Below are 20,649 nucleotides of genomic sequence, written 5' to 3' on the forward strand. Positions count from 1 at the left end.
CCGCTAACGAAATAGCGATAACGCTATAAGCGAAATTGCCGTGCATTTTGTGACCTCGACTTGGTAGGTACTTCGGTGAAAGGCAAGTCGGGTTGTTTGCAGGTTGTATGCCATCGGAAATTTGCCGGTGAATGGGTATTTTTTTGAAATTAATCAATGGTTTATATCGCCATCATCCAATTCGGAAAATTTTCCCGAGATCGACGTGATGAGGAACATTATTCCTATTGAATACGATGTAACGTAACGTTATGCTTTTTGAATCGGGCGTTACGAGTGAATATCTTGCGTATTGCATATTTTCAGGAACATAGACTTTCTCTTTCTGAATTCCCGACGCAATTTCCCCAGATGCGCGACGGATATTGATTCCACGCAAAACATCGCAATATGCAGTCGACATAACTCTGTGGGACCACACTTCCATGAAAGCAAGCCCGATCAAGACCGCTCTCACGATTGCCGCGCTGGCATTGGCAACGACAGGAACGGCACACGCTGCGGGGTGCCTGAAGGGCGCCGTCGTAGGCGGGGTGGCGGGTCACTATGCGGGGCATCACGCGGTCGTTGGCGCGGTGGGTGGCTGTGTAGTGGGTCACCATCTCGCGAAGAAACACGCTGAGGAGCAGGCCGCGGAGCGTCGTCAGGCCGTGGCGCAAACCCAGTAACACGTTGAACGAGGCCCGTCCGGCGAGATCGCGTCTATGGTCGATGCCGGGCGCGGGCCTTTAACGATAACGGTACCGATGCAGTTCGGCGGTCGCGCAGTTTTAAAGCGGAAATAATTCCCCGTTCGAACAAAAGATTTGCGCCAGGCCAATCGAATACCCTCATTTATTTCGTCTGTTTTTTGGCCGAATATAGATTAACGACATCGCAGTGACCACAGGTGTTGCAACCCACTCACGCTGTGTCGAAAACGCTTTCGACGCTCCGCCGGATATCGCACATACGCGACGAACTCCCTGGTGCACGCTGGAAGCGAGCCGTGTGACAGACCATCACACGTTTTAAAACCAGGTGTTGCTATTTCGTCAAAAAATAAACGCAGAGGCGCTTTAAGGCATAAAGTTAAAGTGCTTTCTCAAGTTTATTGTGCAGTGCAGGGGGTGTGTCATGAAAAGAAGAACGCCACGGCAGCTGGTCCGTTTGCTTTCGGACCTCAACTACGCTGCGAGGTGTACGGCTTTGCGGTCAGCGGCGGCAAGCAGGGAGCTCGAGCGCACGCTGAACGACAAGGAATGCGAGGAAGCGCTGGAAATCGATGACGGGCAGGACGCTTCGCAGGACATCACGCTCGTTCGGGGAGCCCACCGTGAAAACCTCCAGTGAGCACTCATTGCGCTTTCTCGTCGAGAAATGGCTTTCGCCGGGGCCATCGGCGCCTATTCACGTGATCGAATTCAGCCGCACGCGCTGGGACCATCGGCGGTATGTCTGCGTCGAAGCCGGGCATGCGAGCGGTTCGCGTGCGCTGTTTTTCTTTCGCCACGACGACGGATGCTGGTGTGTGTTTCCACCTACGCCCGACAAACTGCGGCACGCGGAAGAAATGCTGGCGCTGGACGACGTGTAGCGCAAGGCGTCGATCGATCGAGCGACGCAGCATGGCCTGGTATCATCGTGAGGCGGTATCACACGGAGACAGGCCATGTTCAGTCACATCACCGTCGGCACGCGCGATCTCGATCGCGCGATCGCTTTCTACGACGCGGCACTCGGCCCGCTCGGCATCCGGATGCTGGCACGTCGCCATAACCCGGAGCGCGCGCTCTACGCCGCCGCGGACGCGCCCGACGGCGCGGCGTTCTGTGTCTACACACCGATCAACGGCGAACCCGCGACCGCGGGCAATGGCGTAACCGTCGCGTTCGAAGCGACGAGCCGTGCGCAGGTCGATGCGTTCTACGCGCACGCCATCTCGCGCGGCGCCACCGACGAAGGGCCGCCCGGTCTGCGCCTCCACTACTCGCCGAACTACTACGGCACGTACGTCAGGGACCTGGACGGCAACAAGCTGTGTTGTGTGTGCCATCGCGCGGCCTAGTGCACGTCATAACGCACCTCGCAGTCATGCGAAGAAGCGCAGCAACGCATCTCAGACCACAGCTCAGACCGCATCTCAGACCGCATCTCAGACCGATCCCGCCGACGGTACGCTGCGCCGAGCCGCCGCAAGCGGCATGACCTGACACACGATCAACCCCGCAAGCATCAACACACATCCAATCAGCGCGCGCGCCGCCAACGTTTCGCCGAGCACGAGCCATCCGGCGAGCGCGGCGAACACACCTTCCATGCTGAAGATCACAGCCGCGTGCGCCGGCGTCGCGTCTTTCTGCGCGACGACCTGGATCGTGTACGCGATGCCGACCGACAGCGCGCCGCCGTACAGCAGCGTAGGCGCAGCCCGCACGATATCGGCGGCGCGCAGCGGTTCATACGCAAGCGCAATCGCCAGGCACACCACGCCGCACGTGACGAACTGCACCAGCGCAAGCGAAAGCGGATCGTGTCGCCGCGCGAACCGGCCGACCAGCAAGACCTGCGCGGAAATCACCGCCGCGCCGGCCAGCTGATACCAGTCGCCGTAGAGGATCGAGAAATGTTCGTCGACGCTGAGGAAGTACATGCCAAGCACGGCGAGCAGCGCGCCGAACCATGTGCCGAGACCGGTCCGGTGGCCGGCCAGCACGCCGATCAACGGCACGATCACGACGTAAAGCGAACTGATGAAGCCTGCGTTCGCGACCTTCGTGTAGCGCAGGCCGATCTGCTGCATCGAGATGGCTATGGCTAGTAGCAGGCCGAGCAACGCGCCGGCGCGCAGTAGCGAAGCGGTATCGTGCGTTGTGGTGTGCGGCACACCGCTTGCCTTGCGCCGCATCCGCAGGAACGCCACCAGGATCAGCACCACGCCCGCGCCTAGCAGGAACCGCAAGCCGGTAAACAGAAACGGTCCGATCGTGTCGAGGCTCAGGCGCTGTGCGACGAACGCGGAGCCCCAGATCATCGCGGCGATCAGCATCAACAGATTGGCACGGAGGTGTTTGCGGGTATCGGGTTTCAAAGCGGGCTTCTAATCGGACTTCAAATAACGGTTTCTGTATGGCGTTACGCGGCCTGGGCAGCATCCGCGACCGACATCGACATCGGCGGCAGCGTGATCACGAAGCGTGCGCCACCCCATGAGCCGTCGTCGAGGTGCACTTCGCCGCCATGTACGAGCGCCACGCGCCGCACGATCGCGAGGCCGAGGCCGAAGCCGCCCGTGTGGCGATCGCGGCTGGAGTCGAGCCGATGAAACGGTTCGAAGACGCGCGCACGGTCTGCAACGGGAATGCCAGGGCCGTCGTCCTCGACGGTCAGCACCAGCGAGCCGGCTGTGCCCATCGACGCACGCAACGACACCGAGCGATGCGCGTAGCGCGTGCTGTTGCGAATCAGATTCAGCAACGCGCGAGCAACGAGCTTCGGATCGCACACATGATACGCGGGCGCCCCGGCCGTCGTCACGGCAAGTGTCAGCCTGCGGTCGGCGACATCGTGCGCGATGCTCGCAGCGACACTGTCGAGCAGTTCGCCGACCGAGACCTTCATCAGTAGCATGTGCCGTTCGCCCTGTTCGAGGCTGCTCAACGTCAGCAGCTCGGTGACGAGGTCGTCGAGTTCGCGTACGTCCGCACGCAATGCCTGTTGCCGTTCGCGCTGACGCTCGGCGGATTCCGGCGACTGCAACAGCGCGAGCCCGAATTCGAGTCGCGTGAGCGGCGTCTTCAGCTCGTGCGAGATGCCGTGCATCATGTCGCGCTGGTGCAGGATCGATGCTTCGATCTGGCGCGCCATTTCGTTGAACTGCTGCGACAGTTCGTAGATGTTCGACTTCCTCGACAGTTGCGCACGGGTGGTGAGCTTACCCGCGCCGAACGCGTGCGCGGCTGCCTGCAGCTTGCGTAGATCGCGCCAGTGGTAGTGCACCCATAGCATCACCGCGAGCAGCGTCGCGAGCGCGATCACGATGTACGCGTAGATCTGGATACCAAGGTTCGCCGCATCGTCGGGATGCGCATGAACGATCGTCCCGTCCGGCAGCGGCAGATAGTAGTCTTTGGCATCGAAGCTCAATACCAGCATGCCGGCGCGCAGATCACGCAGCTGTTCTTCGTCCATCAGCGGGATAACGTCACGCATCGTGAGCAGACTGAAACCCTCGCTGCCGTGTGCCTGCAGCGCTGCAAGCGCAGCCGCACGCTCGGGACCGGCATGACGCTGCAGATATTCCGACAGCACGAAGGCGTACGCTTTCGTGCTGTCGCGCGCGTCCGCAGTGACACGGTCGTGAAACAGCTGCGGGAACGAATGGTCGATGAACGCGATGGCGAGAGCGCCGCCCAGCACCACCAGCAGATACAGCTTGATCAGCGAGCGCAGCATGTCACTCCTCCCACGCCGACGGGCTGAACAGGTAGCCGCGCCCCCAGATCGTCTTGATCTTGTGCGGCTCCGGCGAGGCATCCTCGAAGCGGCGGCGCAGTCGCGAGATGCCTGAATCGACGGTGCGATCGATGCCGTCGAACTCGATGCCGCGCAACTGCTTCAGGATGTCGTCGCGGCTCAGCACCGTGCCGGCGGCGCGCGCGAGGATCAAAAGCAGGTTGTATTCGGCGGTTTTCAGCTCGACCAGCTGGCCGCGCCAGGTCACGGTGCGGTTGGGCGGCGAGATCTGCAGTTCGCCGAACACCAGCATTTCGCCCGTGTCTGTCGCCGCCGCGCTTTCGCGCGGCGCGCGCCGCAGCAGCGCTCGCGCCCGTGCAACCAGCACGCGTGGTTCGATCGGCTTGATGACGTAGTCGTCGGCACCGATTTCGAGGCCCGCGATCTGGTCGAACACGTCGACTCGTGCGGTCAGGATCAGCACCGGCACGCTCGAAAAGGCGCGGATGCGCCGGCACACTTCCATGCCGTCCATATGCGGCAGCATCAGATCGAGAATCACGAGCGCCGGCTTGTGTTCGCGCACCGCGGCGACAGCGATGTCGCCGCGTCGCACGATCGTTACCGCGAATTCGTAGCTGCCGAGGTATTCGGCGATCAGCTGGGCGAGGCGGTCGTCGTCCTCGATCAGCATGACCGGATGCTTGAGCGGTATCTGTTCTTCCATTGTTTTCTCCCCGCTGAAGCGCCGATTTTATCCGGCCCCGTACGCGCGAGGGGCGGGCGGGACACTCTTGGACATTTCCACACAATTGCGCACAAATTCAAAGGGTTTCGAGACAGACGTGGGTGCGGGCTATCCCTAGACTGCGGCATTCCATCCCAAAAAGACCTGACCGTGCGCAAACGTCTCCTGCATTGCTGTGCCCCGCTGCTTGGCCTGACCTGCGTCTCTGCCGCTCACGCGGAGAATACCTACCTGTTTTCGCTCGCCACCGGCGTGACGTCGCGCTATGAAGGCAGCCGCGACTATCGGCCGGTTATCGGACCCGCGTTCGCGGCGCAATTTGGCAACGGTTTTTTCATCAGCACGACCGATGGCGCCGGTTATCGCAAGGACTTCGCCAACGGGCTGTTCGTATCGGCAGCGCTTAGCTACGACGACGGCCGCGCCGACGAAAAGCGCTTCGACCGCCCCGGTTCGGACTACCTGAAGGGGATGGGCAACATCCCGGGTTCGCTGCTCGTTTCGGTGCAGGCTGGTGCGCACCTGTTCGGTAGTTCGACCGTCAGCATCACGCTCGACCAGCCGCTCACGCATACGACGCGCGGTATCAGCGGCCACATCGACCTGACCGTGCCGGTACTGCAGACGCCAACCAACGACATCAGCATCACCGGCAGCCTGCACGCAGGCAGCGGCCGCTATACGCAGACCTTCTTCGGTGTGACTGACGCGCAAGCCGCGGCCAGCCGCTTCCAGTCGTACTCGACCAAAGGTGGTTTCGATCACGCGACGATTTCCGCGGCCTGGAACTACACGTTCTCGCCGCGCTGGTCGTTGAACACCACGGCTGGCCTCACGCGTCTCGTCGGTTCGTCGAGCAACAGCCCGATCGTGCAGACGAAGAACAACTGGTTCGGCATGACGGCCGTCACCTATCGATACTGAGTAACGACGGCCCCGGACCGCCGCTGCTCAAATGGAGTTCGCGATGTTTGCCTGGCAAACCCCGCTGTCGACCACATGGAAGGACAGCCTGACTACTTCGGCGCGCACGCACGCAATCGGCGTCGACTCGCTGGTGTTGACCGGCGCGACCGGTTTTATCGGCGGCAGTGTGCTGGCGACGCTGGTGAACGCGGGATTGCTCGACCGCGTGATCTGTCTCGTGCGCGGCACGAGCGCGGCGCATGCGCTGGCGCGGCTGCGCATGTCGGCGGTGCGCAGCGGTCTGCCGCGTTATCGCGCGGAGCGCCTGACGCAGGCGAACGTTATCGTCGGCGAACTGGGTGGCGAATTCTCGCCCGCCGACGAAGCACGTCTTACCGGTGCCTCGCACGTGATCAACTGCGCGGCGCCGGCGTCGCTATCGACGCACGCGCGTCAGCTCGACATGAATGTGCGCGACACACTGCGCTTCGCGTCGCACTTCGCGTGCAGCAAGACGTTGCAGCGTTTCGTGCATGTGAGCGCGGCGATGGCGTGCGGCACGCGCTGTAGCGCGGTCGTGCCGGAGTCGGTATTCGGCTATGGCGAATCGCGGCATCTGGTGCCGCACACGCAGATCCAACGCGAAGCGGAGCGGCTGCTGCGCATCACATACCCGCGCCTGCCGATGGTGGTCGTACGACCGTCGACCGTAGTCGGACACACGGTGCTCGGAACATCGCCGTCGGCACGCAGTTTCTGGGTGTTTCGCGTCGTGCATGCTGCGCGTCGGTTTGCAGCGCGCGCGGTGAGTCGTATCGACGTGGTTTCGGTGGACGATTGCGCGCGTGCGCTGACGCTGCTCACCGTCAAGCCGAAGCTTGCGCACGACACGTATCACGTGTCGGCCGGTGCTAACGCGGCGACCATCACGCAGATCGTCAATGCAATGGACGAAGCGACGGGCACGTCGGGAAGACGCTACTCGATGTGTGCGCCGCGCGAGCTACGCGCGATTGCGCGCGAGACAACCGGCGGCGACCACGCGCCCCATAGCCACCTCGTGGAACGGGCGCTCGGGTTGTACGCGGGCTTCGCGCAACTCGACTACGTTTTCGACAACCGGCACCTGCGTGAAGAGATCGGTTTCGACCCGCTGCCGTTCACCGATTACCTGAACGAATGTGTGCGTACGTCACAAGGAATCGGCATCGTCGAGCAGATGAAACGCGACTTTGTACGGCCTGTGACGGGCTTTCCAGCGCAAGAAAGCTTTTTGAAAGAAACGTGTCTCCAGGAAAATACATATCGACTCTTATGAGATGACAAACCGCCTACGCTGCGTGATACTGCCCGGCGGGGAATCGGCCGACGCAACGCCGCCGTGTCCGCTTCACCGTTCTGCTTTTCCATTCAATTTGAAACGTCGTTCAGGTCTGGGGAATAAACATATGAAGAAGATCATTGCCTCGCTCGCAACCGTCGCAGTGGCGCTGGTGTCCGTTCAGGCTTTCGCACAGGCATCGGACGCAGCAGCGCCGGCCGCCGCTGCCAGCACGCCGAAGAAGCACCACAAGCAACTGAAGCACCACGGCAAGCGTGCCAAGGTTGAAGAGGCAGCATCGGCTGCCGGTACCAACGACAAGGGTACGCAACAGTAAGCCGGACGCTGCGTCGGCGCGTCCTTGAACGGTACGCGCGCAGTAGACCGGCGCGACGCGTTTCAGCAGAAAGGCCAGAGCGGTTGCTCTGGCCTTTCTGTTTTCTGCACCGCGTGCGCGGCGCGCACATGCAGTTACTGCAGCGCCATTTCGATGACCTTGACCAGCACCAGTGCAACGGCAATCACCAGGTAACCGCGCAGCACACCCATCCAGATCCGCTTGCTGAGCGTGAGGTTCGGTGGCGGCAACTCATTGAGCGGCGGCATGCGCCACGTGTCGCGCGAGCCTTTTTCCAGCGATGCCGACAGCGCATCCGCCCATCCGTTGATCCCGCGCTTGCGCAACGGGATCGCGATCGCAGCGACGGCCAGTGCGAGCGCCGTACCGCCGCCGAGCACTTCGAGGATCGTTTCACCGGTGATGTCCGGATACATGACCGATGCGGTCAGTACGATCGACAGCATCACGAGTACCCAGATCACCGCACCCGTAAAGACGTTCAACTGGGTCGAATTAACCCACGGCCCGAGCACTGCACGATCGTTGCACAACAGCAGCAGGAACACGGTTGCGCTTGGCAACAGCACACCAGCGAGCGTCTGCACGGCTTCTGTCAGCAGACCGAGCGGGCTGCCGGGAATCAGTACGAGCGCCGCAGCGAACGCGATGATGCCGAAGTAGACGAAGTAGAAGCCCTTCGCGTCGGACACGCCACGATGTAGCGAGTGGCGAATGCGGAACACGTCGCCGATCGCATAGGCGGTCGACAGCGACACGGCAGCCGCACCGATGATGCAGGCATCCAGCAGCGCCACCGCGAAGATCACCGCGGGCCACTTGCCGACGTACTTGTCGAGCCCGGCGATCACACCGCCGGCATCGGTGAAATTGCCGAACTCCGGCCGGCCCTGGAACAGCGCCGCACAGAACGAGATCATCGCGATGGCGCCGATCATCACGAACGCGATACCGATCCACAGGTCCGCTTTTTCGTATTTCATGAAGCGCGGTGTGATGCGCTTGTCGACGATGTAGCTCTGCTGGAAGAACAGTTGCCACGGTGCGACCGTCGTACCGACGATACCGATCACGAGCAGCATCACGTCGCTCAGCTTCGAGTGGGCGGGCCAGTTCGGAATCAGGAAATCGCGCGTCATCTGGCCGACCGGTGGATGGATCGAGATCAGCACTGGGACCAGCAGCAGGCTCAACAGACATAGCCCGAGCGCAAAGCGTTCGAATCGTCGGAAGTTGCCGGTACTGACCGCCGCGCCGGTGAGTAGCGCCGCGATGATCACGCCGGGGATCTTCGGCATACCGAGAAAGTCGAGCGCGAACGTAATGCCGATAAATTCGGTGACTAGCGTGAGCGCGTTCAGGATGAACAGATCGATGACGCTAAAGGCGCCCCAGAATTTGCCGAAGCGCTCGAAGATCAGCCGTGCGTGGCCGACTCCGGTAACCGCGCCGAGCCGCAGCACCATCTCCTGATTCACGAACAGGACGGGAATCAGGAGAAGGAGCGTCCACAGCAGTGTGGTGCCGTAGTTCTGGCCGGCTTGCGTGTAGGTGCCGAATGCGCCGGCATCGTTGTCGCCGACCATCACGATGAGACCGGGCCCGAGGATCGCGAGCAGCGTGCGTATCCGTGCGAACCAGGTGTTGCGTGGGGCGACGTCGTGACGTGCAATGGTGCCGAATGCCCCCTTGATATCGCCGAGATGCGCTTCGTCGAGGACGGCGCTGCGCTCGAGTGCAGCATTGCGTGGTGGTGAAACCTGGGTTGGCGTGGACATGATGTTGTTCTCCGAAGCGTGAGTATTGTTTTCGCGGCCGTTGCCGGCCGCGTTGTGTGATGTGTTTTATCGACGCCGTACTTTCAACGCAGCGCGAACTGCGTTGAACGCCGCCACTGCGGACGCGCGCAGGCTACGGCGGCGCGGCTCTAGCGACAGCATGTCGTTGTAGTGGGTACGCGCTTCGTGGATGCGCGGCAGCTGTGAAACGAGGAGAGCGAATTGCATGGCGATTCCTCCGGTAAGACGTTAAAACGGGCGCGCGGAAAGCCGGCTGCGCCGTTTCACGTGCGGCCGCGCCAAAGGGCGGCGGCGACCGGAAGAATGCGGCGGACTTTCCGTCAGGCGACGCGCAATGCAGCGCAGGGGCTGCTCATGCGCCGCGAGTGCGTGCGGCAATAAAAGCGGGAAGGGCAAGAGTCACTAGAGTCACTGTCAGGCATGACGGCCTCCTTTGCGCATGTGTATGTGCGCAGGTACGTTGATCCACACGCCGGTCCCGCGACAACGCGGATGACGGGCGTGACGACGCAGCGCAACGGGCAATGCCCGCAACGCCAGACCGGCTGTGACGCATACGCGCAAACGCACGCATGCCGTAACGGCAACGGTCAGTCAATGTGCACGGAGGAGTACTGCGGATACTGCTACGAGTAACTACGGCGCGCACCGTTTGCCCTTGGGGCAAGACGGCGGCTAGGGAAGAGACTTAGCGCGGGACGTCCTGCCTGTCAGGCAGAGAAACTGGTCGAAGATCGACTACTGCTACTGTCCAAGGCGTTCGCCCCTTTTGTGATAACAGCGGGATTTTAGGCACTCGCCAGATGGCAAGTCAATGAAAAATACCTGAGCGGCTGAAATTTTTTCTTACGGTCTGCTTGCTCAAGAGTCCTGCATGAGTTCGCGTTGCGGTCAACGTGCTGCCAGAGCCGACGTGTCGGCGCCCGGCTTCACGAGATGTTTCGGGCTACGACGCATCGGCGGCGAGACCGCGTTTGAGGAGTTCGTCGAGCAGGCCGTTCATGCCGCCGGCGTGTGCGTCCGCGCGTGTCTTCAATTGCTCGACGAGTTCGCTTTCGAGTTTGCATGCAAACGGGACGAGCCCTTGCGCCTGATCGAGCTTGCGCTGCTCGCGGCGGTCGAGTTTCGGTGCGGCTGCGCCTTTGCCGAAACGGTCGGCGGTAGCCAGCTTCATTGCGTTGCCTAGTTTCAGCGCCTTGTTTTTCTCAAGGTCGGTCTTTTTCATTGCCATACGGATAGCCTCTACGGAAAGAACAAGTCCGCATTGTACGCATCGCGGCCACCGCTAGCGGCGCCGCACGTGCGGCGTGTCACTGCACACGTCACACGGCTGTGCTTTACTTTCGTTTTTCGCAGATTGGGAGTGACAGATGGACATCGGTTTTATCGGTCTCGGTGGAATGGGCGCCGCGATGGTAGCCAACATGCTGAAAGCCGGTCATCGCGTACGGGTCTGGAACCGCTCGCCGGAACGCGCGCAGCCGCTCGCGCAGGCAGGCGCACAGGTCGTCGCGACACCCGCCGAGGCATTCGCCGGCGACGCCGTGTTCTCGATGCTCGCCGACGACACCGCGTTGCGCGAAGTCGTCGACGCGAGCCTGCTGGAAGGCGCCGCGCGCGGTCTGATTCACGTGAACATGGCGACCATTTCGGTGACGCTTGCCGAAGAACTCGCGCATGCCCATGCGGCACGCGGTCTGCACTATGTCGCCGCGCCCGTCATGGGACGCCCCGACGTCGCCGCCGCCGGGAAACTGACGATCATCGCTGCTGGTCCCGCCGAAGCAATCGACCGTGTGCAGCCGGTATTCGACTCGATCGGCCAGAAGACGTGGCGTATCGGTTCGCTTGCACAACAGGCGAACGTGGCCAAGCTCGCGGCCAATTTCATGCTGGCCTCGGCCGTCGAAACGCTCGGTGAGGCATCGGCGCTGCTGGGCGGTCACGGCGTTGCGATGCAGGACTTTCTCGACATCATCACGAGCAGCGTGTTTCCGGGCCCGGTTTATCAGGGGTACGGGAAGATGATCGCGGAGCAGCGCTACGAGCCCGCACTCTTCAAGGCGCGTCTCGGGTTGAAGGACGTGCGGCTCGCGCTGGCGGCCGCCGAGCTCGTCTCGACGCCGCTGCCGGTGGGCAGCGCCGTGCGCGACAGCCTGCTCGAAGCGATTGCACACGGTGACGGCGATAAGGATTTTGCGGTGCTGGGCAAGGTGGCGGCACGGCGGGCCGGGCGCTGAATCGGCCTGCCCGCGATGCACCGTACGCGGGCATAATGGCTGCCCATTCGTTCTTCTGAAGCGTTGCCATGAGCCTGCATACCTGGTGGCTGTTCCTCGCGACGGTGTTCGTCGTGTGCGCGATTCCGGGCCCGAACATGCTGTTGATGATGACGCATGGGGCGCGACACGGGCTGCGCCGCTCGAGTGCGACGATGGCTGGCAGCCTGTCCGCGCTCGTGTTGATGCTGGCAGTGTCGGTGGCGGGGCTCGGCGTGTTTCTGAAGGCATGGCCGGCGATGTTCAACGCGCTGCGGATCGCCGGTGCGGTGTACCTGGTCTATCTCGGCGTCAAGGCGTGGCGCGCGCCCGCTGTTGAAGCGTCCGCGCCGTCCGCTGACCTGCCGGCGACGCACTTCCGCTCGCGCGCTGCGCTCTTTCGCAACGGCTTCCTGGTGGCGAGCAGCAATCCGAAGGCAATCCTGTTCGCCGCCGCGCTGCTGCCGCAATTCATCGACGCCGCGCGGCCGGTGCTGCCGCAATTCGGCATCCTCGTGGCCACGCTGTCGGTGATCGAGGTGAGCTGGTATTGCGTATACGCGGGCTTTGGTTCGCGGATCGGCGCGCATCTGAAGAGCCGCAACGTCGCGAAGGCGTTCAACCGGCTAACCGGCAGTGTGTTCGTCGGTTTTGGCGCCATGATGGCGCTCGTACGGCACTGAAGAGGGCTGGAGCGGTGCGACGCACCATCCCGGAATAGCCTGTATTTGTTACCGAAGAGCAATTTTAGAGCATGGATTCAGACAAAAATGTTGCGTCGCACCACGCACTTTGCTATAGTTGGAACTGTCTCCTCCATGTCTCCTGATATGGATTCAGCCCGCCAAACATGGCGGGCTTTTTTTCGTCTGTAGTTTTTGCATGCGAGGGCGGCCGTGTCCCCATGCTGCGCTTAGGCACGCGGCGCGCAGGGCGCACGCCGCGTCACGCTCAGAACTTGTACGACAGCGCGAGGAACGTGATGATCGGGTCCGCTTTCAGCTCGGCCTTGCTCACGCCGAGTTCGCTGCCGTCCGCGGCCTTGATGATGACCGACGAGGTCGTCTTCAACGGGATGTAGGTCACCGATGCCACGACGCCAAAGTTCTTCGAGAGGGCGTAAGTCGCACCCACGTTGAACACCGGCTGCCACGACGACGACGCCTTCCCTTCCACCGAAGTCAGGCCCGGCTTACCGGCCCCCGCCGCGAGTATCGAGCCGAGGTTGTTCTGCGTCGAGGTGACGAAGTTGTTGTTCAGCTGGATGTCGGAGAACCAGTTGTACGACACGCCGATACCGACGAACGGCCGGAATTTCGAGGTCGACGAGTTGAAGTAATACTGGAATATCACCGCCGGGCTCCACTGCCGCACGCTCTTCACGATCGGGTTCGCGGGCCCGTCGCTCAGGTTCTGGCTACCGAGCGCACCGGCCGGTCCGGGCGGCTTGATCGTGCCGTGACCGGACAGCTTGAACACCGGCGGCACGCCAGCCACCGACGACACAGCGATGTGATCGGTAAAGAAGTGGCTGATCACGAGGCCGAGCGTGTCGGCGTTGTTAGTCGACAGCCCCGTTCCTTGCGACGTGAACGAGCTGGGTAGCCGTAGCGGCGTGTTGATTGGCGTCGGTGCGACGCCCGTCGTCAGCGGCCCCGAGTTCGGGTTAAGCGGCGCGACGTGAAACCAGCCGAGTGCGACGACGTTATCGCCCGCCTGCTGCGCATAGGCGCCTGCCGACAGGCAGGCGGCCAGCGCTGCAACAATAATTCTTTTCATCTTTTTCCTCTCCTTGTCGACCGCAGTGCGCGCTTTAGCGCTGACTCCGGTCCCATGCACAGCGGTCGATCGGCGTCGATGCTTTAGCGTTTATTCCAACCGCTTTAGCTCCTGTTCCGACCTCATGCGGGCTTCCTGCAGCACTGGACACTGCGACATTCCGGCTACCCGCATTCCCCTCGGCTCCTTACCCGCCGCTACAGTGGCGGCGGGCAGGGAGGCGTCATGTGGTTGCGCTCAGGATGCGTTGCCGCATCCCCTTTACTGGACGAATGCGCCGACCGTGAAATACGGGGCCGACGGCGTCGACAGGTCGAGGTAGCCGAACACGCCGCCCGTGAAGATGAACTTCCCGGTCGGTGCGCTACCTGCTGCGGCGCTATTCATCGTCGTCGTCACAACACCCGGCGTGGTCTGCGTGAAGTCGAAGTTCAGCACCCGCGTGAGTGACGCCTGCGAGGGCTGGAACGGATCGAGCAACGTCGCCTGAGTGCCTGCGATCGCGGTCGTACGATAGTCAAACTCGCTGTCCACGCCGATGTACTCGCCGTCCTGCGAACCGCTGGTGATGACTGTCTGCGGCGCGAGGATCGAGATACCCGATTCGTCGTCCGCGTACGGACCTGTCGGCGACGAACTGGCCGCACCCGTGCGGACCAGGATCGGCACGTTCTGGCCGCGCAGCTTGCCGACGATCATGTAGCCCTTCGCTTGCGGCGTGGCCGAGAGCGTCGGTTTGACCTGACCGAGGAAGCCGTTGGTGACGAAAGCACCGCTGCCATCCGGCGACTGCGTGAAGTTCGAGCCGGGCTGCTGGGTGATGCCCGTGTTGATGCCGGTAAGGTCGGTCTCGGTCCACGTACCGTCGGCGTTGATGACAATCTTCGAATTGACGGCGACCGGCGCGAAGGCTTGCGACGGAACCTGGTGATAGCCGAGCTGGTTGTACGTGCCCGCCACGTTCGCCAGATTCGTTTCCAGCGTCGAGAAGCCGATGAACGGGTAGTACGGGAACTTCGTGTCAGGCACTGCACCGGTGCCGAGCACCCCGCCGAACGAAATTTCTGCCCCCGGAATCGTGCCGCCCGCGACGCCTTCGCCGATGAAGACGCGCGCCACACGGGTTGGGTCGAGGCTCGCGCCGTTCAGACGGTACGCGCACTCGTTCAGCTTCTTCGTCGGCAGTGTCGTTTCCTGCGTCATCGTGCCGCTCGCCGTCTGGCCTGCGCGGGTCGGCATAACCGTGCCCACCGTGGCCGGAATCGGCGATTCGACGTAGCTGACCTGCCAGGTCATCTTCGTCGTGTCGATCTGCAGCTTGGCGAGTTCGCCGTCGCCGCCACCGCCGGTGAAGACCGTGGTGTAGTCGAGGGTCGCCGGACAGAGCCTGACCTCCGGTGTCGGCGGCGGATCGTTGCCACCACCACTACATGCCCCGAGAAGCGGCGCAGCAAGAGCGAGCGCCGAGACGATTTTCCATTCCATACCGCGCCTCCTATCCTATGTTTTGTTTGTGAGCAGCCAGCTCCCTGTCCAGCCGCCTCTTGCTTTAATTCACTGCTGCCACTGTCCCCGCCTGCATCGCGGCTATTTGCTATCTATTTGCTGATTTGGGCTCCGACGCCGAAGTACGGTGTGTTCGGGGTATCCGAATTGGCCGATGTCGAGGTCAGACCACCGTTTTCTTCACCCTGGATCGTGATCGCATACAGACCGCCGGAAGCGATCGCGTAGCCGGTCTTGCCGTTGCTGTCGGTGACGCCGATGAGACCTGGCGTCGACAGGCCGTAGTTCAGTGTGAACGGCGGCTCTTCGAGCTGTGACGTGCTCGGGCTGATGAACGAGCCAGTCGTCCCCTGGATCAGCGAGGCTGTGTACTTGAAGTTGGAGTCGGCACCGACGTAACCGCCGTCGAAGCCGCCCGATGCGATCGCCGTCGCTTTTGCGAGAAGCGAGATGCCGGATTCGTCGTCGATCTTCGCGTCGAGGTAGAACGGTGCTGTCCCGAGGTTGATCGAGCCTGTGCGAACCACGAGCGGCACTGCTGCACCGTTAATCTGACCCAGCACCATATGGGCAGTACCGGTTCTAGGCGTGCTTGGTCCGAGGTTGAGAGGGCGCTGGAATTGCGGCAGGATCTGCGGAGCCTGCTGGCTGTCGAAATATCCACTGCTGTTCGCGGTCCACGCTGTACCGGTCGTCAGGCAGCCGGTCGGACTGGCGGTGCCACCTGCAGGTACCGCACTCGACGACGTGCACCCACCGTTCGCGTCAAAGGTTTCGCTCGTGTTCGTCGCGACCGTCTGATAGTTACCCGACGGCACGAGGTGATAGAGCAGGCCGTTGTAAGTGCCAGGCAGCTTGGAGATGTCGGTAGTCGTGCTTGCGAAGCCGAGGAACGGATAGAAATCGAAATGCCGGTTCTTCACCGCGCCGATACCGCTACCGGCTAACGGGATCGTCAAGCCATCGAATTCAACAGTCGCACCAGGAATCCCACCGCCAGCCACACCAAGACCCACAAGGATCATCGGCGGATTGGCCTGGTTAAACGCAGCCGCAGTGCTGTACGTCGAGCCATCGACCGAAGCCGTCCCGCTACCAGGCGTGAGGATGAACGCGCAGCGGATCTGCTCGGCGGTCGGCAGTGCGCCGGTGGGCGGATGCGCCACTGCACCCGTGATCTGCACACCTGCACGCGACGGCGTCACCGTGCCGGTGTGTAGCGGAATCGGCGACTCGAGCCACTTCAGCGTGTAGGTCATCGCCTGCGCGTCGATGTTCAACGACACCACTTCGCCGCTGCCCGCGCCGCCAAGGTAAGTGCTCTTCACGATATCGCTGGTGGCAGGACACAGCGCGCCAGCGGTGGTGCCGGAGCCAGAGCCATTGCCCGCACCTGACGTAGGCGGACCCTGTACGCCACAACTCGCTCCCGAGCATTGAGCTGAGTTGATCGGCCCGGGATTGCCGGCGTTTCCGCCTCCACAGGCGATCACCAGGGGCGCTGCGCAAATTGCTAGAGCAACGCCTCTGAATATGGCGTACGACATGCTGCTGTCTCCCTTCTCTAATTGTGCGATGTAATTTCGCTGCGCTTAAAAGGACTGTCAATTGATAGAACCGTCTAAAAAGATCGATTCAAACAACTAAAGATTCGCGCAACTCGCACTATGGCGAGCGTGCCGGGCCTTTTAAACAAAAAACGATTTTTCAGCGAACACGCCATAGCGTTGCTTTGCAGCACGCGCCTGTCGGGCAACGGCGCCGGCAAAATGGCTCTATCTTCTTCGAACGATCGTTCGAGAAAAAGTCAGTGCTTTCCCTAAGACGAAAAAACTATGCGGAGCGAATCAGGAGTGAGGAATGAATTACCGGCTGGTAATCATGCGGGATGATTAAATACTATTCGGGGTTTTTACTGATCGGCGGGTTAACGCCAATTCGATAATGGGTAATTGCGGGCAAAAAAACAGCCGGCTGTTTGAAAGCCGGCTGCTGGTTCAATACGATAAGTTGCCGGATCGGTCCGGCGCCTGGGTTAGCGTTTCAGGCCGCTGTCTTCGGCGACGCCGATGCTCAGATTCATACACTGGATCGCCGCGCCCGATGCGCCCTTGCCGAGGTTATCGAGCCGCGCGACGGTGACGAAGTGCTCGTCGTTGCCGAACACGAAGAGGTCGACGCGATTGGTGTCGTTGGCGGCCTGAACGTCGAAGAAACCGTCGTCGAGGTTCTGGTCCGCATTGAACGGCGCAACGTTCACGAACGCTTCGCCGGCGTAGTACTCGGCGAACAGCGCCTGCACGTCCTGCGGTTTCGCTTTCTTCGCGAACTGAGCGGGCGAGAAGTACGTCGTCACCGCGAGACCCTTGTAGAAATCGCCGACGATCGGCGTGAAGAGCGGTGCCGCTTTCAGGCCCGTATGCGCGGCCATTTCCGGCAGATGCTTGTGGGTGAGCGCCAGTGCGTAGGCGCGCGGGCTTTTCAGCTTTGCATTGCCGGCGGCTTCGTACTCGGCAATCATTTTCTTGCCACCGCCGCTGTAGCCGGTGATCGAGTAGCTGTGCGCGGCGAAATCGGACGCCACGATGCCGCCATCCACGAGCGGGCGCATGGCCAGCACGAACGCCGATGCGTGACAGCCCGGCACGGCGATGCGCTTTGAGCTGCGAACCCGCTCGCGCTGCGTACGGTTCAGTTCGGGCAGGCCGTAGGCCCAGTCGGCGCTGGTGCGAAACGCGGTGCTCGCGTCGATCAGCACGGTGTGGTCGTTGTCGACGAGCGTCGCCGATTCGCGCGACGCGACGTCGGGCAGGCACAGGAACGTCACGTCCGAAGCGTTGATGAGGCGGCGGCGTTCGTCGAGATCCTTGCGCTTCGCTTCGTCGATACGCAGGATTTCCACGTCGGCGCGCGCTGACAGATATTCGAAGATCTTCAGGCCGGTGGTGCCTTCCTGTCCGTCGACAAAAACTTTCGTGCTCATCTCATTCTCACTGGCTAGCTGAAAGACGGGCGCCGCAGCGCCGGAACGACATTTTAAGACCGTTTGGCGGACAGATGCGGCGGTGTGCGCGGCAGTCGGCAAAAAAACACGTTATGCACGCAGTTGCATGCCGTTGATAGCGCATTCGCGGGGCATCGACGGTATTCCGTGCCCTGCAACGCCAATGCTAGCGGCCGTAAGTGACAGTCATGCGTGCGTAGCCGAGCGTCGCCGTCGAGATCTCGTGATCGAACATCAGCGCGGGGCGTCCTTGTGCGAGCCGCAGGTCGACGGTGTCGAGTGCGTAGACGGTGACGATGTAATGGTGCGGCTTGCCGGGCGGCGGGCACGGGCCGCTGTAGCCTTCGTCGTCGAAATCGTTGCGCGCCTCGACGGCACCGAGTTTTTTCAGCAGACCGGACGCGCTGGCATTCTCAGGTAACTGCTCAACTGTGGCCGGAATACCGGCGACCGCCCAGTGCCACCAGCCGCGGCCAGGTGCATCCGGATCGAATACGGTAACGGCGAAGCTGCGCGTGCCGGTGGGCGGGTCTTGCCATGACAGTTGCGGTGAGCGGTTGCCACCCTTGCAATCGTCCTGGCCGTAGACCTGGGCGGGGTCGACGGTGCCGCCGTTGTGAAAGCTCGCACTGGTCAGCGAGAACGGTCCTTCAGCGAGCGCGCGTGGACCGTGGGCAGTGACGAGCGCGAGACCGAGCAGCAGCAACCCGAAAGACGGCAACCGAGGGCGGGGCGACGCAAGCGAAACGACCAGGTAGCGCGGGCGCATGTGCCGGTTCTCCTCAGAAGGGCGTACTGCGATCTTCGATCATTGTCCCTATTTTCTGCTGCGAACGCGATTGACGTCCAACATTCCGCGTGGAAAGGCATCTCAGCCGATGCGTTCGGCTATAGTCTGGCGAACAAATCGATTCATTGCTTTTTCGATCGCATCCGTCGAGCACGGTGAGCGCATCGAACGAACGCCCGGGGTACAGCAGTGCGACAGAGCGAAAGAAAGCGCGCGATACAGCTTCCGGTCAAGGTCGCGCTGGCCGACGATCATCCGGTGCTACTGCTCGGTGTCGAGCAGGCACTGCAGGCATTCCCGGACATCAAGGTGGTGGCACGCGCCCGCCAGTCGACCGATCTGATCCACGTGCTGCAGAACACACGCTGCGATGTGCTCGTGACCGATCTCGCGATGCCCGGCGGTCAGTACGGCGATGGCCTGCCCTTGATCGTCTATCTGCGCCGCCACTTCCCGAAGCTGCCGGTCGTCGTGCTGACGATGCTCGAAAACGTCGCGCTGCTGAAGCGGTTGCGCGACCTCGGTGTGCTGGGGATTGTGAGCAAATCCGATGCGTTGAGCCATGTCGGGCTCGCGGTCCTGTACACGATTCGCGGAAGTGGATATCTGAGCCCCGCGGTCGCGGCATCGCTCGATGCGTCGCGCCTGAACAGCGACGACAACGCCGCGGAAGCGATGCTGTCGACACGCGAACTCGAAGTGGTGCGGCTTCTCGTGTCGGGGATGACGCCGACGGAAATCGCCGGGTTACTGAACCGCAGCATCAAGACCATCAGCACGCAAAAGAAGGCGGCCATGCGCAAGCTCGGGCTCGCGCACGACGCGCAGCTTTTCCAGTATGCGCAACGCAGCGGGCTGCTGAATCTGTCGCCGCACATGCATATGTCGGAAATCATCGACGATCAAACGAGTGCCACGTGGCCGGCAGCGGAGTGACACCAAAAAGAAAGGCCGCCAGTCGTGATGACTGGCGGCCCTACGTTTTTGCTACGGCACCGGCACCGGCCCGTAACTACCGGGCCGAAACTGCGAAACGCTTACTGCGGTGCAGCCGTCGCGCCGCCGTGCGCCGCGGACCATTCGGCCGGCGCGTGCAGGAATTTCTCGACTTCGTCGAGCGTCTTCGTTTCGAAGTAGCCGGCTTCCTTCGCGACACGCAGGACGTCCCACCACGTGGCGAGCGCATGCAGGTCGACGTCGATGTCCTTCAGGACCGAGACGCTTTCCTTGAAGATGTTGTAGTGGAACAGCACGAAGCAGTGGTTCACCGTCGCGCCGGCCGTGCGCAGCGCATTGATGAAGTTGATCTTGCTGCGGCTGTCGGTGGTCAGGTCTTCGACCAGCAGCACGCGCTGGCCTTCGGTCAGCAGCCCTTCGATCTGCGCGTTGCGACCGAAACCCTTCGGCTTCTTGCGCACGTATTGCATCGGCACCATCAGCCGGTCGGACAGCCAGGCGGCAAACGGAATGCCGGCTGTTTCGCCACCGGCGACGGCGTCGATCTGTTCGTAACCGACATCGCGCAGGATGGTCGCTTCGGCCATGTCCATCAGGCCGCGGCGTACGCGCGGATAGGAGATCAGCTTGCGGCAGTCGATATAGACCGGGCTCGCCCAGCCGGACGTGAAGATGTACGGTTTCTCGGCGTTGAAGTGCACGGCCTGCACTTCGAGCAGCATGCGCGCGGTGGTGTCGGAGATCGTCTGGCGATCGAAGCCTGTCATGGGCGGATCCTTGGTCTGAGCG

At 62.0% G+C, this 20,649-nt stretch carries 22 protein-coding genes; 10 read left to right on the forward strand and 12 right to left on the reverse strand.

Annotated features, from left to right (window positions below):
• The first annotated feature begins 425 nt into the window (after positions 1 to 425).
• From BWP39_RS17895 to BWP39_RS17910, 4 genes are all read left to right on the forward strand, one after another.
• Positions 426 to 668, forward strand: a complete 243-nt coding sequence (locus tag BWP39_RS17895) for a hypothetical protein (RefSeq protein WP_096722308.1) — start codon at positions 426 to 428, stop codon at positions 666 to 668.
• A gap of 448 nt (positions 669 to 1,116) precedes the next feature.
• The gene (locus BWP39_RS17900) at positions 1,117 to 1,332 is read left to right on the forward strand and encodes a hypothetical protein (protein ID WP_096722311.1); all 216 of its coding nucleotides are present in this window, start codon (positions 1,117 to 1,119) and stop codon (positions 1,330 to 1,332) included.
• Positions 1,316 to 1,576 carry a hypothetical protein gene (locus BWP39_RS17905; protein ID WP_096722313.1) on the forward strand — a complete coding sequence of 87 codons (261 nt, stop codon included), beginning with the start codon at positions 1,316 to 1,318 and terminating at the stop codon, positions 1,574 to 1,576. Before BWP39_RS17900 ends, BWP39_RS17905 begins: the two co-directional genes overlap by 17 nt.
• Positions 1,577 to 1,651: 75 nt before the next feature.
• On the forward strand, positions 1,652 to 2,047 hold the full coding sequence (locus BWP39_RS17910) for a VOC family protein (RefSeq protein ID WP_096722315.1): 396 nt from the start codon (positions 1,652 to 1,654) through the stop codon (positions 2,045 to 2,047).
• A gap of 87 nt (positions 2,048 to 2,134) precedes the next feature.
• Here the strand turns inward: BWP39_RS17910 and BWP39_RS17915 are convergent, their stop codons facing one another.
• Genes BWP39_RS17915 through BWP39_RS17925 form a run of 3 tightly spaced genes read right to left on the reverse strand, consistent with a single transcriptional unit; the run spans position 2,135 to position 5,161 of the window.
• Entirely contained in the window at positions 2,135 to 3,070 is a 936-nt protein-coding gene (locus tag BWP39_RS17915; RefSeq protein WP_096722317.1) for a DMT family transporter, read from the reverse strand.
• A gap of 44 nt (positions 3,071 to 3,114) precedes the next feature.
• On the reverse strand, positions 3,115 to 4,434 hold the full coding sequence (locus BWP39_RS17920) for an ATP-binding protein (protein ID WP_096722319.1): 1,320 nt from the start codon (positions 4,432 to 4,434) through the stop codon (positions 3,115 to 3,117).
• A 1-nt stretch (position 4,435) separates the two neighbouring features.
• Positions 4,436 to 5,161, reverse strand: a complete 726-nt coding sequence (locus BWP39_RS17925) for a response regulator (protein ID WP_096722321.1) — start codon at positions 5,159 to 5,161, stop codon at positions 4,436 to 4,438.
• Between the two features lie 171 nt (positions 5,162 to 5,332).
• On the opposite strand from BWP39_RS17925, the gene BWP39_RS17930 reads away from it, so the two are divergent.
• The 3 genes from BWP39_RS17930 to BWP39_RS17940 all read left to right on the forward strand — a co-directional run bounded on the left by BWP39_RS17930 (position 5,333) and on the right by BWP39_RS17940 (position 7,746).
• Positions 5,333 to 6,106, forward strand: coding sequence for a MipA/OmpV family protein (locus BWP39_RS17930; protein WP_207556883.1), 774 nt, complete (start codon positions 5,333 to 5,335; stop codon positions 6,104 to 6,106).
• A 43-nt stretch (positions 6,107 to 6,149) separates the two neighbouring features.
• Positions 6,150 to 7,406: an SDR family oxidoreductase gene (locus BWP39_RS17935; protein ID WP_096722724.1), complete on the forward strand. Its 1,257-nt coding sequence runs from the start codon at positions 6,150 to 6,152 to the stop codon at positions 7,404 to 7,406.
• 130 nt (positions 7,407 to 7,536) lie between these two features.
• Positions 7,537 to 7,746: a hypothetical protein gene (locus BWP39_RS17940; protein WP_096722325.1), complete on the forward strand. Its 210-nt coding sequence runs from the start codon at positions 7,537 to 7,539 to the stop codon at positions 7,744 to 7,746.
• 134 nt (positions 7,747 to 7,880) lie between these two features.
• On the opposite strand, the gene BWP39_RS17945 is transcribed toward BWP39_RS17940, so the two are convergent.
• From BWP39_RS17945 to BWP39_RS17950, 3 genes are all read right to left on the reverse strand, one after another.
• The gene (locus BWP39_RS17945) at positions 7,881 to 9,545 is read right to left on the reverse strand and encodes an NRAMP family divalent metal transporter (RefSeq protein ID WP_096722327.1); all 1,665 of its coding nucleotides are present in this window, start codon (positions 9,543 to 9,545) and stop codon (positions 7,881 to 7,883) included.
• Positions 9,546 to 9,611: 66 nt separating this feature from the next.
• Positions 9,612 to 9,773: a hypothetical protein gene (locus tag BWP39_RS31765; protein ID WP_157915154.1), complete on the reverse strand. Its 162-nt coding sequence runs from the start codon at positions 9,771 to 9,773 to the stop codon at positions 9,612 to 9,614.
• A 739-nt stretch (positions 9,774 to 10,512) separates the two neighbouring features.
• Positions 10,513 to 10,797 (reverse strand): hypothetical protein, encoded by a 285-nt coding sequence (locus BWP39_RS17950; protein ID WP_096722329.1) that lies wholly within the window; start codon positions 10,795 to 10,797, stop codon positions 10,513 to 10,515.
• Between the two features lie 139 nt (positions 10,798 to 10,936).
• Here BWP39_RS17950 and BWP39_RS17955 point away from each other — a divergent pair, with 139 nt between their 5' ends.
• The gene (locus BWP39_RS17955; RefSeq protein WP_096722331.1) at positions 10,937 to 11,806 is read left to right on the forward strand and encodes an NAD(P)-dependent oxidoreductase; all 870 of its coding nucleotides are present in this window, start codon (positions 10,937 to 10,939) and stop codon (positions 11,804 to 11,806) included.
• 68 nt (positions 11,807 to 11,874) lie between these two features.
• Positions 11,875 to 12,507, forward strand: a complete 633-nt coding sequence (locus BWP39_RS17960; RefSeq protein ID WP_096722333.1) for a LysE family translocator — start codon at positions 11,875 to 11,877, stop codon at positions 12,505 to 12,507.
• A 268-nt stretch (positions 12,508 to 12,775) separates the two neighbouring features.
• Here BWP39_RS17960 and BWP39_RS17965 read toward each other — a convergent pair whose 3' ends face one another.
• The 5 genes from BWP39_RS17965 to BWP39_RS17985 form a co-directional block, all read right to left on the reverse strand.
• The gene (locus BWP39_RS17965; RefSeq protein WP_096722335.1) at positions 12,776 to 13,603 is read right to left on the reverse strand and encodes an OmpW/AlkL family protein; all 828 of its coding nucleotides are present in this window, start codon (positions 13,601 to 13,603) and stop codon (positions 12,776 to 12,778) included.
• A 261-nt stretch (positions 13,604 to 13,864) separates the two neighbouring features.
• A complete protein-coding gene (locus BWP39_RS17970; RefSeq protein ID WP_096722337.1) occupies positions 13,865 to 15,088 on the reverse strand; it encodes a DUF2957 domain-containing protein in 1,224 nt (407 codons plus the stop codon).
• Between the two features lie 113 nt (positions 15,089 to 15,201).
• Positions 15,202 to 16,656: a DUF2957 domain-containing protein gene (locus tag BWP39_RS17975; RefSeq protein WP_096722339.1), complete on the reverse strand. Its 1,455-nt coding sequence runs from the start codon at positions 16,654 to 16,656 to the stop codon at positions 15,202 to 15,204.
• A gap of 488 nt (positions 16,657 to 17,144) precedes the next feature.
• Positions 17,145 to 18,092, reverse strand: a complete 948-nt coding sequence (gene argC, locus BWP39_RS17980; protein WP_096722341.1) for an N-acetyl-gamma-glutamyl-phosphate reductase — start codon at positions 18,090 to 18,092, stop codon at positions 17,145 to 17,147.
• A 187-nt stretch (positions 18,093 to 18,279) separates the two neighbouring features.
• On the reverse strand, positions 18,280 to 18,882 hold the full coding sequence (locus tag BWP39_RS17985) for a YbhB/YbcL family Raf kinase inhibitor-like protein (protein ID WP_096722343.1): 603 nt from the start codon (positions 18,880 to 18,882) through the stop codon (positions 18,280 to 18,282).
• Positions 18,883 to 19,119: 237 nt separating this feature from the next.
• Between BWP39_RS17985 and BWP39_RS17990 the strand changes: the two genes are divergently transcribed.
• Positions 19,120 to 19,839, forward strand: a complete 720-nt coding sequence (locus BWP39_RS17990; RefSeq protein ID WP_096722726.1) for a response regulator — start codon at positions 19,120 to 19,122, stop codon at positions 19,837 to 19,839.
• A gap of 101 nt (positions 19,840 to 19,940) precedes the next feature.
• Here BWP39_RS17990 and BWP39_RS17995 read toward each other — a convergent pair whose 3' ends face one another.
• Positions 19,941 to 20,627 (reverse strand): orotate phosphoribosyltransferase, encoded by a 687-nt coding sequence (locus BWP39_RS17995; protein ID WP_091017462.1) that lies wholly within the window; start codon positions 20,625 to 20,627, stop codon positions 19,941 to 19,943.
• Between the last annotated feature and the right edge of the window lie 22 nt (positions 20,628 to 20,649).

The organism is Paraburkholderia acidicola (assembly GCF_002362315.1).
GTDB lineage: Bacteria > Pseudomonadota > Gammaproteobacteria > Burkholderiales > Burkholderiaceae > Paraburkholderia > Paraburkholderia acidicola.

Coding starts and splice junctions, on each gene's coding strand:
- BWP39_RS17935 (WP_096722724.1), top strand. CDS start 6,150: ATGTTTGCCTGGCAAACCCCGCTGTCGACCACATGGAAGGACAGCCTG.
- argC (WP_096722341.1), bottom strand. CDS start 18,092: ATGAGCACGAAAGTTTTTGTCGACGGACAGGAAGGCACCACCGGCCTG.
- BWP39_RS17965 (WP_096722335.1), bottom strand. CDS start 13,603: ATGAAAAGAATTATTGTTGCAGCGCTGGCCGCCTGCCTGTCGGCAGGC.
- BWP39_RS17985 (WP_096722343.1), bottom strand. CDS start 18,882: ATGCGCCCGCGCTACCTGGTCGTTTCGCTTGCGTCGCCCCGCCCTCGG.
- BWP39_RS17910 (WP_096722315.1), top strand. CDS start 1,652: ATGTTCAGTCACATCACCGTCGGCACGCGCGATCTCGATCGCGCGATC.
- BWP39_RS17975 (WP_096722339.1), bottom strand. CDS start 16,656: ATGTCGTACGCCATATTCAGAGGCGTTGCTCTAGCAATTTGCGCAGCG.
- BWP39_RS17945 (WP_096722327.1), bottom strand. CDS start 9,545: ATGTCCACGCCAACCCAGGTTTCACCACCACGCAATGCTGCACTCGAG.
- BWP39_RS17895 (WP_096722308.1), top strand. CDS start 426: ATGAAAGCAAGCCCGATCAAGACCGCTCTCACGATTGCCGCGCTGGCA.
- BWP39_RS17995 (WP_091017462.1), bottom strand. CDS start 20,627: ATGACAGGCTTCGATCGCCAGACGATCTCCGACACCACCGCGCGCATG.
- BWP39_RS17940 (WP_096722325.1), top strand. CDS start 7,537: ATGAAGAAGATCATTGCCTCGCTCGCAACCGTCGCAGTGGCGCTGGTG.
- BWP39_RS17950 (WP_096722329.1), bottom strand. CDS start 10,797: ATGGCAATGAAAAAGACCGACCTTGAGAAAAACAAGGCGCTGAAACTA.
- BWP39_RS17970 (WP_096722337.1), bottom strand. CDS start 15,088: ATGGAATGGAAAATCGTCTCGGCGCTCGCTCTTGCTGCGCCGCTTCTC.
- BWP39_RS17960 (WP_096722333.1), top strand. CDS start 11,875: ATGAGCCTGCATACCTGGTGGCTGTTCCTCGCGACGGTGTTCGTCGTG.
- BWP39_RS17955 (WP_096722331.1), top strand. CDS start 10,937: ATGGACATCGGTTTTATCGGTCTCGGTGGAATGGGCGCCGCGATGGTA.
- BWP39_RS17925 (WP_096722321.1), bottom strand. CDS start 5,161: ATGGAAGAACAGATACCGCTCAAGCATCCGGTCATGCTGATCGAGGAC.
- BWP39_RS31765 (WP_157915154.1), bottom strand. CDS start 9,773: ATGCAATTCGCTCTCCTCGTTTCACAGCTGCCGCGCATCCACGAAGCG.
- BWP39_RS17920 (WP_096722319.1), bottom strand. CDS start 4,434: ATGCTGCGCTCGCTGATCAAGCTGTATCTGCTGGTGGTGCTGGGCGGC.
- BWP39_RS17900 (WP_096722311.1), top strand. CDS start 1,117: ATGAAAAGAAGAACGCCACGGCAGCTGGTCCGTTTGCTTTCGGACCTC.